At 57.2% G+C, this 13,466-nt stretch carries 13 protein-coding genes; 7 read left to right on the forward strand and 6 right to left on the reverse strand.

The annotated features are described in order from the left end of the window. Positions 1-15: 15 nt before the first annotated feature. On the reverse strand, positions 16-522 hold the full coding sequence (locus tag JYG33_RS01530) for a sigma-70 family RNA polymerase sigma factor (RefSeq protein ID WP_207873866.1): 507 nt from the start codon (positions 520-522) through the stop codon (positions 16-18). Between the two features lie 195 nt (positions 523-717). On the opposite strand from JYG33_RS01530, the gene JYG33_RS01535 reads away from it, so the two are divergent. Further along, complete coding sequence (locus JYG33_RS01535; protein WP_207873867.1) at positions 718-1,851, forward strand: aminotransferase class V-fold PLP-dependent enzyme; 1,134 nt, start codon at positions 718-720, stop codon at positions 1,849-1,851. A gap of 151 nt (positions 1,852-2,002) precedes the next feature. Next, positions 2,003-2,404, forward strand: coding sequence for a hypothetical protein (locus JYG33_RS01540; RefSeq protein WP_207873868.1), 402 nt, complete (start codon positions 2,003-2,005; stop codon positions 2,402-2,404). A gap of 75 nt (positions 2,405-2,479) precedes the next feature. Here JYG33_RS01540 and JYG33_RS01545 read toward each other — a convergent pair whose 3' ends face one another. The 3 genes from JYG33_RS01545 to JYG33_RS01555 are packed head-to-tail and all read right to left on the reverse strand — an operon-like array spanning position 2,480 to position 6,148. Further along, the gene (locus tag JYG33_RS01545) at positions 2,480-3,961 is read right to left on the reverse strand and encodes a TolC family protein (RefSeq protein ID WP_207873869.1); all 1,482 of its coding nucleotides are present in this window, start codon (positions 3,959-3,961) and stop codon (positions 2,480-2,482) included. Between the two features lie 4 nt (positions 3,962-3,965). After that, positions 3,966-4,652 carry a MarC family NAAT transporter gene (locus JYG33_RS01550; protein ID WP_207873870.1) on the reverse strand — a complete coding sequence of 229 codons (687 nt, stop codon included), beginning with the start codon at positions 4,650-4,652 and terminating at the stop codon, positions 3,966-3,968. A gap of 23 nt (positions 4,653-4,675) precedes the next feature. Continuing rightward, a complete protein-coding gene (locus JYG33_RS01555; RefSeq protein WP_207873871.1) occupies positions 4,676-6,148 on the reverse strand; it encodes an amidohydrolase family protein in 1,473 nt (490 codons plus the stop codon). Positions 6,149-6,426: 278 nt separating this feature from the next. Between JYG33_RS01555 and JYG33_RS01560 the strand changes: the two genes are divergently transcribed. From JYG33_RS01560 to JYG33_RS01580, 5 genes are all read left to right on the forward strand, one after another. Further along, the gene (locus JYG33_RS01560; RefSeq protein WP_222668492.1) at positions 6,427-6,681 is read left to right on the forward strand and encodes a YtcA family lipoprotein; all 255 of its coding nucleotides are present in this window, start codon (positions 6,427-6,429) and stop codon (positions 6,679-6,681) included. Positions 6,682-6,688: 7 nt separating this feature from the next. After that, positions 6,689-7,738, forward strand: a complete 1,050-nt coding sequence (gene mdtN / locus JYG33_RS01565; protein WP_207873872.1) for a multidrug transporter subunit MdtN — start codon at positions 6,689-6,691, stop codon at positions 7,736-7,738. Beyond that, positions 7,725-9,476: an FUSC family protein gene (locus JYG33_RS01570; protein ID WP_207873873.1), complete on the forward strand. Its 1,752-nt coding sequence runs from the start codon at positions 7,725-7,727 to the stop codon at positions 9,474-9,476. The genes mdtN and JYG33_RS01570 overlap by 14 nt, the downstream gene beginning before the upstream one ends. Positions 9,477-9,793: 317 nt before the next feature. Next, positions 9,794-11,173: an NCS2 family permease gene (locus JYG33_RS01575; protein ID WP_243430244.1), complete on the forward strand. Its 1,380-nt coding sequence runs from the start codon at positions 9,794-9,796 to the stop codon at positions 11,171-11,173. 69 nt (positions 11,174-11,242) lie between these two features. Next, positions 11,243-11,854 carry an HAD-IB family hydrolase gene (locus JYG33_RS01580; RefSeq protein ID WP_243430245.1) on the forward strand — a complete coding sequence of 204 codons (612 nt, stop codon included), beginning with the start codon at positions 11,243-11,245 and terminating at the stop codon, positions 11,852-11,854. A 202-nt stretch (positions 11,855-12,056) separates the two neighbouring features. Here JYG33_RS01580 and JYG33_RS01585 read toward each other — a convergent pair whose 3' ends face one another. After that, positions 12,057-12,626, reverse strand: a complete 570-nt coding sequence (locus JYG33_RS01585; protein ID WP_207873875.1) for an HdeD family acid-resistance protein — start codon at positions 12,624-12,626, stop codon at positions 12,057-12,059. Positions 12,627-12,977: 351 nt separating this feature from the next. Next, positions 12,978-13,457, reverse strand: a complete 480-nt coding sequence (locus tag JYG33_RS01590; RefSeq protein WP_207873876.1) for a copper chaperone PCu(A)C — start codon at positions 13,455-13,457, stop codon at positions 12,978-12,980. Positions 13,458-13,466: the final 9 nt, after the last annotated feature.

The following is a 13,466-nucleotide window of genomic DNA, read 5'->3' on the forward strand; positions in this document are numbered from 1 at the left end:
GAGTACGGCATGGCGTCAGTCAGGTACGTAATGGTGCAGTCGTTCGTGGATGTGACGCAAGGCGCGAGTCATATATTTTTCCACCATGCTGCGGGAAAGAGCCATGTCCTGGGCAATTTCGGTATGTGTCCACCCTTCCAGACGGTGCTTGATGTAAACCTCTCTGCATTTCGGCGGCAGGTCGGCCAAGGCAGTGACGAGTGCATCGGCCAGTTGTTCAAATTGCGCGTCGCTGTCGGCACCGGCCAGACGAGGGTGGTCGGTATCGCTTAGCTCGTCCAGTGGCAGCACCGTTAAAACGGTTTGATGCCGATGGCGGCTGACCAGACGATTGCTGGTGCCTCTGGCCAGATAGGCCCGTGGGTTGTCGATGATGCCAGTGTTGTTTTCCAGCATGCCGACTACGGTGTCATGCATGGCATCTTCTGCGTCTTCCCGGCTTTCGGCTTTACGTCGCCATACGCCAAATAGCTCGCTGTACGAGGCGAGCCAGGCTTTTCTGGGACGGGAAGGGTGAGACATGGGGCGGGCTGGAGAGGCAGGCTGAAAAATAATACAGAATAATAACAATAATTCTCATTAAGTTTTGCGTTGATGGGTTTACGCCTCAAAATTATGCAGACCGGAGTGGTCCTGGGGTCAAGCAGCCCCTGCAGAGCAGCTTGGTCTAAAATCCCCCGATCTTTATATCTTTCCTATCTGAATCCTGAGGTTTTCATGTCTCACACCAGCACTCCCGTTGATCCGGACGGCCTGCTTGAATACTCGGTGGTTTACACCGACCGCGCCTTGAACCATATGTCCAAGACCTTCCAGGAGGTGATGCGCGAAATCTCCCGTACCTTGAAGCAGGTGTATCAGGCACACTCGGCGATTGTGGTGCCCGGCAGCGGTTCGTTTGGGATGGAAGCAGTGGCCCGTCAGTTTGCAACGGACCGCAAGTGCATGGTGATTCGCAATGGCTGGTTCAGCTACCGCTGGTCCCAGATTTTTGACATGGGCTCCATCCCTGCCAGCACCACGGTGCTGAAGGCTCGCCCGATCGAAGAGGGTAAGCAGGCGGCGTATGCTCCCGCTCCTATCGACGAAGTGGTCGCTGCCATTCAGGCTGAAAAACCCGCTTTGGTGTTTGCTCCGCACGTGGAAACCGCGTCCGGCATCATGTTGCCCGATGACTATATGCGTCAGGTAGCAGATGCAGTGCACGCGGTGGGCGGTCTGTTTGTGCTCGATTGCATTGCCTCGGGCACGGTGTGGGTGGACATGAAGAGTGTGGGCGTGGATGTGCTGATCAGCGCTCCGCAAAAGGGTTGGACGGGTTCGGCATGTTGCGGCTTGGTGATGTTGAGCGAGCGTGCTCGCCAGCACATTGAAACCACGACCAGCACCAGCTTTGCTTGCGATCTGCGCAAGTGGCTGCAGATTATGGAAACCTACGAGAATGGCGCACATGCTTACCACGCGACATTGCCTACGGATTCCTTGAAGGTGCTGCAGGAAGCAATGGCAGAGACGGAAGCCTTGGGCTTTGACTGGATTCGCAATCGTCAACTCGAATTGGGCCGCAAGGTGCGTGCCTTGTTAAGTGAGCACGGTTTCCGCAGCGTGGCGGCGCCAGGTTTTGAAGCACCAGGTGTGGTGGTTTGCTACACGACGGATGACGGCATCCATTCGGCAGCGAAGTTTGCCAAAGCAGGTTTGCAAGCTGCCTCCGGCGTGCCTTTGCAGTGTGATGAACCGGCAGATTTCAAGACCTTCCGAATTGGTTTGTTTGGCTTGGACAAGCTGAATAATCTGGAACGCTCGGTGGAGCGTTTGGCCAATGCCTTGAATGCGATTGAACAGCAGTAAATTGCTTTAGTGCTTGTTGCTAAATGAGAAGGGAGCCCGGAGTGGCTCCTTTTTTTTATGTTGCAGTCACTTGTCTCTCTATGCCATTAAACGCGTTACTAAACCCTTGCTTGTTGTAATCCGAGCCTTACTTTGAGCAAGGGCAGGAACAATGAAGAAGTTTGTAGCGACGCTAGTGGTAATGAGTTTGTTGGCTGGCTGTGCAGGGCGCTCGGCTAATCCGGTGCCGATTCAGCAATATGGCGATGACTCCAAGTCGTGTGCAGCCCTGGAGCATGATCTGCGTTTTGTTGAGGGCGAGATTCGGCGTTTGATTCCCGATACGCACAAGGCGGGCAAGAATGTGGCTTTGGGCGTGACCGGAATCTTCTTTTTGGTGCCCTTGTTTTTTATGGATTTGAGTCAGGCCGAGCAGGTGGAGGTGAACGCCTTGCGTCAGCGGCATAATCATTTGTTGGTGCTGGCCAAGGACAGGGGATGTGAGATCAAGGAGCAAGCTATCGAGCCTTTTGAAAAGAGCTCGCCCCCTGCCGCTGAGTTTGTTGCACCGTGATCGTGTTGGCCTGAGGCTATTTGCTGACTGCTGACTGCTGACTGCTGACTGCTGACTGCTGACTGCCAAAAACGCTTAAGGCTGTTTAGGCGCCTGGTTGAGTTCACCCATTGCAAAGGCCAAATTAACTGAGCCGACCAAGCCTGCTGTATGGGCCATGGTTTGCGCTTCTTGCGCTCCCAATAAACCGCTGTGGGCTTCGGTCAGCAAGGTCATGCCCGTCAGGCCTTCTTTATAAGATTCCAGCGCGCCTTGATAGGTAATCTGGGCGGCTTCGACCAGGCTGCTGGCCGCGTGGTGGGACTCCAGTGCCGCCCGCAGTGCGTCGGCAGCGATGATCATTTGCTTGTAGGCGTCTTGCTCGGTTTTAGCGACGCGTTCGCGGGCCGTGTCGGCACGCAATTGGGCTTCTCGCACTTGCTTGTTGCGCAGTCCGGCATCGTAGAGCGGGATGCTCAGGGCCAGCACGGCTCCTCGGGAAGAGGATTGTGGGCTGATTTCTGGCATGCTCCCCACGCTGAGTGATCCCAGTCGTTTAGACATGAAACCCATTAGCGCCAGTTTGGGCATGAAGCTGGCTTCGGCTGAGTCGATTCCGGCCAGGCTGGCCTGATGGGCTGCTTGCAGAGCTTGTACGTCGGCTCGTTGGGCGATGGCTTTTTTCAGCGTGTCATTGCCGGGGATATTCAGGTCTTCGGGCAGGGGGCGGTTTGCACTATCCGCAACTTTTAGTTGGGTGTCCGGCGACAGGCCGATGGCTCCCAGCAAGGTTTGATAGGATTGACGCGCCAAGGTGCGGGCGTTGACGTGATGCAGGCGGGCCTGGGCTTTCAGTTGCCGTGCCTGGGCCACTTCAATATTCGTACCTAATCCATTGCGTTGGCGCTCCAGGGCGATGTCTTCGATCAGGGTGGCGTTTTTCAGGCCCTGAGCCGAGATTGTTTCGCGCTGGCGGGCCGAGTTGTAGTTGAAGTAGCTGATGGACACTTCGGCAATGACGGCTTGATGCACACCACTGAAAGTAATGCGGCTGGCCATGGCCAGCTTGTCGGCCGCCTCTTGCAAGGCAGCCCGTTTACCAAAGTCGAACAGCAGCCATTTCAGAGTCAGGGAGGGGACGGCTCCGCTCAAGTGGGTGTCGTAGTCCACATCGACGTCTCTGCCCAGAATATGCACGCTATCGTCCCGGTCGCTGCGCATATAACCGCCTACCACGCTGGCGGAGATCAAGGGCAGGTAGGCGCTTTGCACCATTCCGGCGGCTTCAGCGGCCTGTTGCGCTTCCCCCCAGGCGATGCGGGTGCTGGGGTTCAGGCGTTGAGCGAGGTCGATCAGCTCTGGCAGGCTGTAGTCATGATTGGCCTGGACGCTGGGGGCGGGCTGGGTTTGGTCTGGGCCTTGGTAGTCTGCCAGCGTCAAGCGAGGAGGTTCGGGGGCGTCTTGCTCGGGCATGGCTTGGGCCACAGGTTTGTGACTAGGAGTGGCGCAGGCCGCCAGAGCAAGGGCGGCCGTCACGGCCAGGGTGAGACGCAAAGCAGGCAAACAAGACATAGACATAAATTCAGGACGCGGCAGAATGAGTCAGCAGCGTAGCAGCATACTGCTGTCCGCCTTCCAGGACGAGCTGTACGGCCATGCAGACCAATAAAAATCCCATGATGCGGGAGATCGCATCGACTCCGTTATGGCCGATCACGCGCACGATGCTGAGCGATGAGCGCAGACAGATAAAGAAAATCAAACCGATCAGAATGGCCAGAATGACGGGGGTCGCCATCAGCACCCATTCGGCATAGTGCCCGCGCATGGTGGTCATTTTGGACGAGGCACTGATCACCAGTGCCATGGTGCCGGGGCCCACGGTGGAGGGCAAGGTCAGCGGTACAAAGGCGATGTTGTTGTGGGCGGCTGTGTTTTGATCCGCCGCCTTGGAGACGACTTCGCTGACATCAGGGGGGAACAGCATGCGAAAGCCGATGTAGGCCACGATCAGCCCGCCAGCAATACGCATGTCCACCATGGAAATGCCCAGTGCCGAGGTAATCCACAAGCCTGCGTAGTAGGTGATCAGCAAGGCGGCGATCACATACAAGGTAGCTTGACGCAATTGCTGCTTTTTCTCCTGGGCGCTCAGGGACTCTCCCAAAGACAGATACATCACCATCGAGGTCAGTGGGTTAGCCAGGGGCAGCAAAAATGCCAGCCCCAGGCCGACTAACTTGAATAACTGCATCAATTCGTTGGGCATGGGCACTCCTTGATGATGAGGTTTTAAGCGGGCAGGGCGTTCTTGTAGATTTTGCCGTCTTTAATGATCAAGAGCAGGTTCTGGGCAGGCTGTTCCAGAAAGTCCAGGCTTTGTTCTGGCTCGCCATCTACCAGCAACAGGTCGGCCAGGGCGCCTGGACGAATCACGCCCAGTTCGCCTTCATAAGGCTGGCGCATGCCAGACAGTTGCAGCAGTCGACCATTGTCGCCCGTTGCCATTTTCAGCACTTTGAGCGGATCGTAAAAACGCGTCAGTTTGGACAGCATGCGGCCGTGGTGTTGCAGGTGCGCGGGGGTAAACAGAATGTCTGTGCCCCAGGCGGTCTGGATTTGATATTTCTCTGCCAGCTCGTAGGCGCGCACCGTTCCGATAGCCACTTGTTGCTGCTTGGCTTTGCTGCGAGGGTCGTGCTGGACGTTGGCGTCTTCATCGGCCAGAAAGGGCTGCAAGCTCCACCACACGCCTTCGCCTGCCATCATGCGGGCGGTTTCTTCGTCGGCAAGCTGCCCGTGCTCGATGGATTTCACGCCTGCCTTGATGGCACGCTGAATGCCACGGGCGCAGTAAACGTGCACCATCACGTAAGTGCCCCAGTCGCTGGCGGCACCGACGGCAGCGCGCAGTTCAGCATCGCTAAATTGCAGTCCTTCCAGCGGGTCGTACAAGGACGTGACACCGCCCCCGGCCATTAGCTTGATCTGACTGGCACCCAGCATCAGTTGCTCGCGAACACGGCGCAGCACTTGGTCGGCGCCATCGGCAATGCAGGTGACGCCTGCCCGTTCGGTGTGGCTGAGTTCGCCCTCGGCACGCGGGACTTCGTAGCGCATCCGAAAGTCTGCATGGCCGCCGGTTTGCGCAATCATGGCTCCGCTGGGGTAGATGCGTGGGCCGTGCAGCAGGCCCATATCAATACCGCGTTTTAAAGAGAAGCTGGGGCCTCCGGCATCACGCACCGTGGTAAAGCCGCGCAGCAAGGTGCGCTCGGCTTCTTTGCTGGCAATTAAATGCAGATCGGCCGGGTCGGCCATCATGGCGGTCATCTGGTCGACAGCGCAAAGCAGGCTATGCCAGTGGGCGTCGATCAAGCCGGGCATCAGGACTTTGTTTTGGCAGTCCATTACGGTGGCGTCGGCTGGAATCTCGGCAACCGGCATCACGGCGGTAATGCGGCCTTGATCAATTTGGACAGCCAGGCCTTTTTTCAGCTCGGTGGTTTCGCCATCAAACAGGCGCAGATTGCTCAGAATCAGTTTGGGGGCCAATGCCAGCGGCTTTTGATCCAGGGCATTGTCGGACTGAAAGGCGGCCCCGGCTGCTGCGGTAGTGGGCGCCAGGCTGGCCGCGGCGCTTAGCCGTTTGTGGATATAGGGAATAGAAGGGTGGGCACAGACGCAGGCGGGTATACCGTGGCGGTAGGCTTGGCGTTGCTGGCGCAGGGCAGGGGACTGGCCCAGGTAAGAATGTGTCTGCATGACGTCCTTAAAAAGTCTGGGTCAAAAAAAGGGGGATTCAGGTGACTGCCCGGCACGCCAAGCGGTGGCGCTGCGTGCCGTGTGCTTGATGCGTCAAACGCTGTCTGACAACGGCTCTTACTATAGCTGCAATAAGGCCAAGTACCTACGGCGATGTGCACAGGAATAAACCGGGGATTGCTTGAGGGCTCAGGTACAATGGCCCGCATCGATTTAGTGCTGGATTCAGGCCCCAAGCGGGGCCTTATTGTGAACAAGAAATCGGGGAGATGCCACGCATGCGTGCGCCTATAGCCTGTCTGGCAGGTTTGCCCTTATTAGGGGGCTGTTCCCTTGCGCCTTCGGTCTATATGGCGGGTTCGTATTTTCCCGCCTGGCTGGTCTGCGTGCTGGGAGCCTTGCTGCTGACTTTACTGATACGTTGGGGGCTGATTCGTGCCGGTGTGGACGATGCCCTGCCCATGCGCTTGCCTGTCTATGCCTGCCTGACGCTGGCATTGACCTTCGCCGCACTTCTTCTTTTCTTCGAGTAACTGAGCCATGACACAGGCACAGAAATCCTCCCCCCGTAAAGGCGCTGCCCGCCTGCTGACTGTGGTGATTGTTGTCGCTGCGATTGGCTTGGCCTGGTGGTACTTGCAACGCTCTGCCAATAATCCCTTGTCTGAAGATGCCGTGATTGGCGCGGATGTGGTGCACATTTCCAGTTCCCTGCCGGGGCAAATTGAGCGCATGGTGGTACGGGACGGCCAGTTCGTTAGCCGTGACGAGCTGCTCTTTACCGTGGACCCGGTGTTTTATCAGTTGCGTCTGGAACAGGCTCAGGCTGAGCTGGCCTTGGCCCAGGCCACGCTGGATATGAAGCAACGTGCGGTACGGGCAGAAGGGCATAACGCCGTTATTGCCGATGATCAGATTACCCGTGCCAAAACCAATTTGACGATGGCTGCACAAAGCCAGCGCCGTTTGGCGAATCTGGCGGCTAAAGGCTATGTGTCCCAGCAGCAACTGGATGAAGCCAATACCTTGTTGCGCGATGCCCAAGTCACGCTGAAACAGGCGACCGAGCAATCGGGCGCTGCCCAGGCTTTGGTGGGCAATACACAGGCTGAAGAAGCCATGGTGCAGGCGCGTCAGGCCGGTTTGGCAATGGCCCAGCGCGATCTGGAACACACCCAGGTGAAGGCACCGCACAATGGCCGTATTGTGGGTTTGCGCACCGGTTCGGGCGAGCACTTGATGCCCGGCACGTCCGTCTTTACCTTGCTGGATACCGACTCCTGGTATGTCACGGGCATGTATCGTGAAACCGATCTGAAAGACATCAAGCCAGGGACATGCGCCACGGTTTATGTTTTGTCGGACCCGTCCCGCAAGCTCTCGGGCAAGGTGGAGGAAATTGGTTGGGGCGTCAGCAGCCAGGAGCAGATCAATCTGCCCCGCAGCTTGCCGTATATCCAGAAGTCTCTGAACTGGGTTCGGGTCGCACAACGCTTCCCGGTGCGTATCCGTGTGGATGCGCCGCCCGAGGACTTGATGCGCATGGGTGCATCGGCTACCACCATTATTCACCGCGATGGCAACTGCTAAGGCCGGCTTGTCGGGCTTGGCGCGGCTGGTCTGGCAAGACTTGCAGCCCACTCCCGGTCGTCTGGCGCAAAGCTGGCGTGTTGCTGCGCTGTGCGCCTTGATGGTCTTGCTGGCCATGAACTACGGTATTCCCGAATCCGCCGTCAGCTGTTTTGTGATCTTCTTTGTGATGAAGTCCGACGCGGGTGAAAGCTCGGTGCTGGCATTGGCCTTGGTCGTGTTGGTCTCGATCGTGGTGCTGTTGATGGTGCCACTGATTCAGGTCACGATTCAGTACCCGGCCTGGCGTTTGCTGGCCATGGTGCTTACTTCTTTTGTGCTGCTGTTTTTAGGGGTGGCCAGCAAGCTGGGGCCGTTGGGCGGCATTATTGCTTTGGTCATCGCCTTCGTGCTGACCTTGCTGGGCTATGTGCCCTTTGGTGAAATCGCCACCCGTGCGGTGCTTTATGCCTGGCTGATGACCTGCGCTCCCATGGGTCTGGTGCTGATCTTCAACCTTTGTTTTGGCCTGTATCCACACAAGGTTTTGCGCCGTGAACTGGCGGCGCGGTTGCGTCTGGCGGCTCAGGGTTTGATGGGGCAGGCCGATACTCAGGACTTGTGGGATGAGCTGGCTTTAGGCGTAAGTGCACAGCAAAAGCGCTTGGGCTGGATACGGTTATTTCATTTATTGCCCGCACAAAGTCAGGCCGAGCTGGATCAAGCGATTTTGAATAGCTATCGCGTCCTGCTAGCAGTAGCGGTTTTGCGCGATCAGCATCTGGATAATGAACAGGCTGCGGCCTTTGCGCAGCGATGCGAACACAGCGCACAGGCTATCGAACAAGGTCGCTTGCCGACAATGGATGATCTGCCCGAACTGCCACCTTCCAGCTCCTTGGCCGTGCAGGATTTGCGCGATGCTTTGCTGGCTTTGTCGGGCGCGGTGTCCATAGGCAAGGCGGACCCGGAGCATGGTTCCTTCATGGTGCCTGATGCCTGGCGCAACCCTGTTTATCAACACCATGCCTTGAAGGCCACAGCGGCCGCGGTGCTGTGCTACTTGATCTACAGCGCAGCCGATTGGCAAGGCATTCATACCGCCATGATTACCTGCTATGTTGCCGCCCTGGGCTCGACCGGGGAGACAGTACACAAGCTGGCCTTGCGGATTGTGGGTTGTTTGCTGGGGGCAGCGCTAGGCTTTATCACCATCCTGTTCGTGATGCCTCATTTGCTGGATATTGGTGGTTTGATGGCCGTGGTGTTCCTGGTGTCCTTGCTAGGTGCCTGGGTGTTTTATGGCCCCGAGCGTATCTCTTACGCTGGTATTCAAATTGCCTTTGCCTTTTATCTGGTGACCTTGCAGGGCTTCGGCCCCAGCTTTGATCTGGACTCGGCCCGCGATCGCGTGCTGGGTATCTTGCTGGGCAATGCCGTCATGTATGTGATGTTTACCCAAGTTTGGCCAGTTAGTATTGCGGGCTCGGTGCGTCAGCGTTTGAGCAAGGCTTCAGAAAGCCTGATGGGCCTGGGTGCCTTGTGGCAGGAGCGTCCGGCCCAAGCCGTGCAACAGTCGGCCAGCGTGGCGCAGGAGTTGTCGGCGGCCAAATATGGTTTGGCCCTGATGCATCTGGAACCAGAGCGGCTGCGCCCTGATGATGAGCAGACCCAGGCCATGCAAACCCAGTGGAACGCATTGCGCCAGCAATTCATTGCTCAGGCCTACCGGCCTGCCTCCAGCCACAAAAGCGATTGATAACCCTCATTACCCAGAGGTGATTTTCCCGGCTTTGACGGCTCGTAGAATGGGCCTCATTTCCCACTATTGGGATCAAAAGAAGCGCCGCAAAGGCCTCGGTTCGGTCGGAGACACCCCCGTATACCTTCTTCTTGCTGCTTATGCCTGCCATGTCTTGTGGGCAGGGAAAGGCACGTCTTTGCCCAGCGCAAACTTTTGATTCAGCGTGTGAGAGATCGCTTGCCCCTTGTGGGGCCGGACCTGTCCATTACTGATTCCTGATGACGGCAACGCACCGTTTCAGACATCACAATACTGATAAAGGAGCATGAAGTATGGCTGAGCAAGAATCCGCATTGCGGCCAGGGCAGGAGGCCCTGGTCCCTCCGGTTGCTGGCGGCTGGTTGCAACGACATTTTGCCTATACGGAGCGCGGCAGCTCTCTGCGTCAGGAGGTTCTGGCCGGGCTAACGACGTTTCTGGCCATGGTGTATTCCGTCTTTGTGGTGCCGTCCATGTTGGGCAAGGCGGGCTTTGATACTTCGTCGGTCTTTGTGGCCGTGTGTCTGACTAGCGCCTTTGGCTCTTTGTTGATGGGGCTGTGGGCGAATCTGCCCATTGCGGTGGGCTGTGCCTTGTCCTTGACCGCCTTTTTGGCCTTTGACCTGGTGCTGGGGCAGAAATTAAGCCCGGCCGTTGCCCTGGGTGCCGTGTTCCTGATGGGCCTGATCTTTACCCTGATTTCCGCCACCGGGATTCGTACCTGGATTTTGCGCAATCTGCCCTTGGGCATCGCGCATGGCACAGGCATCGGGATTGGCCTGTTCTTGCTGATGATTGCGTCCAACGAAGTGGGCCTGGTCACTCGCAATACCGGTGCTGGTCTGCCGGTTGCGCTGGGTGATGTCACCTCCATGCCGGTGTGGCTGAGTGTGCTGGGTCTGGCAGCGATCTTTGGCTTGGAGCGCCGTCGTGTCACGGGCGGTATCTTGCTGGTGATTCTGGGGCTGTCGGCGGTGGGTCTGATTTTTGATCCCAAGGTGCGCTTTACTGGCTTGTTTGCCATGCCTAGCTTGCTGGGCGAGAACTCCTTGATCGGGGCAATGGATATAGGCGGGGCGCTGAATGCCGTTGTCTTGCCCAGTGTGCTGGCTTTGGTGATGACGGCGGTGTTTGATGCCACTGGCACCATTCGTGCGGTGGCGGGCAATGCCGGGCAGTTGGACAAGGATGGCCAGATCATCAACGGCAGCCGGGCCCTGACAACGGACTCGCTCAGCTCTTTGGTATCCGCTAGCTTGGGCGCGTCGCCTGCAGCCGCCTACATTGAATCCGCAGCCGGAACAGCAGCCGGGGGCCGTACCGGTCTGACCGCCGTGGTGGTTGGCCTGGGCTTCCTGATGCTGATCTTCCTGTCGCCTTTGGCCGGTCTGGTGCCTTCCTACGCGACAGCTCCTGCCTTGATGTACGTGGGCTTGCTGATGCTGGGTGGTGTGCGTCATCTGAATACCGAAGATACGGTCGACACCATGTCCGGTCTGGTCTGCGCTGTGTTCATCGTGCTGACCGTCAATATCGTGACGGGCATCATGCTGGGCTTCTGCACGCTGGTACTGGGCCGTTTGTTCTCTGGTGAGCTGCGTCGCCTGAATGTAGGCACGGTTCTGATTGCCCTGGCCCTGGCCGTTTTCTACCTGGGTGGTTGGGCTTTGTAAAGCCGGACTTTGGAAGGGCTGGTGTTCCCCTTTACACTAGCCCTTTTTCTAAAACCGAAAGGGGCGCGTGTGCTGGTCGCATTTGATTTTGATGGCACGATTACAGACCGGGATAGCTTGCAGGACTTTATACGTCGCATGCGAGGCTGGCCGGTCTGTATTCGTGCCTATTTAGCGTGTGTGCCTCGTGTTTTGTATTGGGACCGTGGGCCGCAGCGTCGTCAGGCGATCAAGCATCGTTTTTTGCGTAGTGCTTTAGGTGGCTTGAGTCGTGCTCAGGTTCAGGCTTTGGCTGATCGCTATGTGCAGGATTACGTGCCGCAGATTGTGCGCCCGGACATGATGGAGCGAGTTCGCGCACATCGAGAGCGGGGCGATACGGTGGTGCTGGTCAGCGCCTCGCCATCTATCTATTTGCAACCCTGGGCCAAGGCTCAGGGCATGGTGCAGGTGCTGGCAACAGAGCTGGCCTTTGATGAGCAAAAAGGCTGTGTAGGGATGGCCAGTGCCAATTGCTGGGGGCAGGAGAAAGTGAATCGTCTTCAGGCCTGGCTGGGGGATAAACCCGTCGCACTGGATATGGCGTATGGCGATAGCCCTGGTGATGCGCAGATGTTGGCGCATACGCGCCAGCCCTGGTTGCGGGGACGTGATGCCGCATTGCCGGAACTGGAAGCCTAGTACGCGATTTTACGGCGTGCCCCGTTCAGCTTGAGTATCAGACTCAGGAGCCTGGGAGCAGGTCTAAAGCCGATAGTCAGAGATGCAAATAGCAAAATGCCCGAGCAGAATCAGCTTCTGGTCGGGCATTTTTTTGGAGTCATTGTTAATGACTCAGCAAGCAGAGATCAAACCAGGCAGGGGTTTGATCCTTGCCTAAGGTTTAGTTCTGATTGCGCTTGATCGCCATGCCAATCAGCAAGCTGGCCCAGCCTTGGGTCAGCAGATCAATGCCCAGAATCAGGCCCAGAATCCACACGCTATTGCCAGGCCAGCCAGCGGCAATAATCAAACCGGCTGCCAGGGTAATCAGGCCGGAAAAAGCGATCCAGCCGCCACCTGCCTGGGCCCGGTTCTGGAACCAGATCCAGAGTCGGAAGGCACCGGAAGCAATCAGGAATGCGCCAAAAACCAAGGTCAGTACGGTGGCGCCTACCAAGGGGTTGCTAATGGCAATCAGACCGGCGACCAGATACAAGACACCGCTCAGGCTCCAGAACAGAAAGCCGCGCCAGCCTTTGGCACTCCAGGCATGTGCCAGATGCAGCACACCGCCTATGCTCATCAAGATACCGACGTACACCACGCTGGCAACCGTGGCACCAACGACATAAGCCAAAGCAATCAGACCCAAAATGATCAGGCCTATGCCCAAACCAATAAACCATCCTGGTTTCAAGGGCAGTTGGCGTAGCAACTCAGAGCGATTGTTGTCATGTGGACTTAAGGCCATCTATGTACTCCTTGCAAGGTTAAACCGACGCTACGGTCTTAACTGTACTCCAGACCCGTGCAAGGGCCTAGTGATACGCAGGGGCAATGATGCTTTTTTCGGGTGGTCCAGAAACGCGAAGGCCCTACCGTTGCGGTAGGGCCCATGGCCGCTCTGGCGGCGATGAACTGCCATGATGGCAGTTTGGGAAAGCTGCGTTTCAGACAGCTTACTGACACTATGTCAGTGGTTTCACTGTACGTTAGCTAATCAAAATCAGCCAATTATGGAAAACCCGCAAACCTGAAACAAACCCCTTCAAACCCCTTCAAACCGAGTACCTCTGCGGTTCTCCGGGGTGGGGCTGTTCTTTTAATGGCCGTGAGTGCCCTGATGGCCTTGGGCCGCCTTGGTATTCAAGGCACGCACTGGTGCGTTGACTTTCAGGGCTTCTTTCTGGCCTGCTGCGTTCTGGATTTCCAGGGTGATCTCTACCGAGCTGCCTGCTTCAACCTGCTTGTCCAGGCCCAGCAACATGATGTGATAGCCACCGGGTTTCAGTTCCACCGCCTTGCCAGCAGGCAGTTCGATCTGCTGGACCTGGCGCATGCGCATGACGTCATTTTCCATGGCCATTTCGTGCACTTCGACTTGCTTGGTCAAGGGGCTGCTGGCACCCAGCAATTGGGCGTTTTCACTGGATTGCAGCACCATGAAGGCGCCGGTAGCCTGTTGGCCGGGGACCGTGGCGCGAACCCAGGGTTCTGTTACGGTGACTTCGGCCTGGGCCAGGGTGGGCAGGCTCAACAAAGCGGCCAGGGAAAAAAGCGAGCTAGCAATAGTACGTTTCATGTCGGTAAT

Source organism: Alcaligenes sp. SORT26 (assembly GCF_017377875.1).
Lineage (GTDB): Bacteria > Pseudomonadota > Gammaproteobacteria > Burkholderiales > Burkholderiaceae_B > Alcaligenes > Alcaligenes parafaecalis.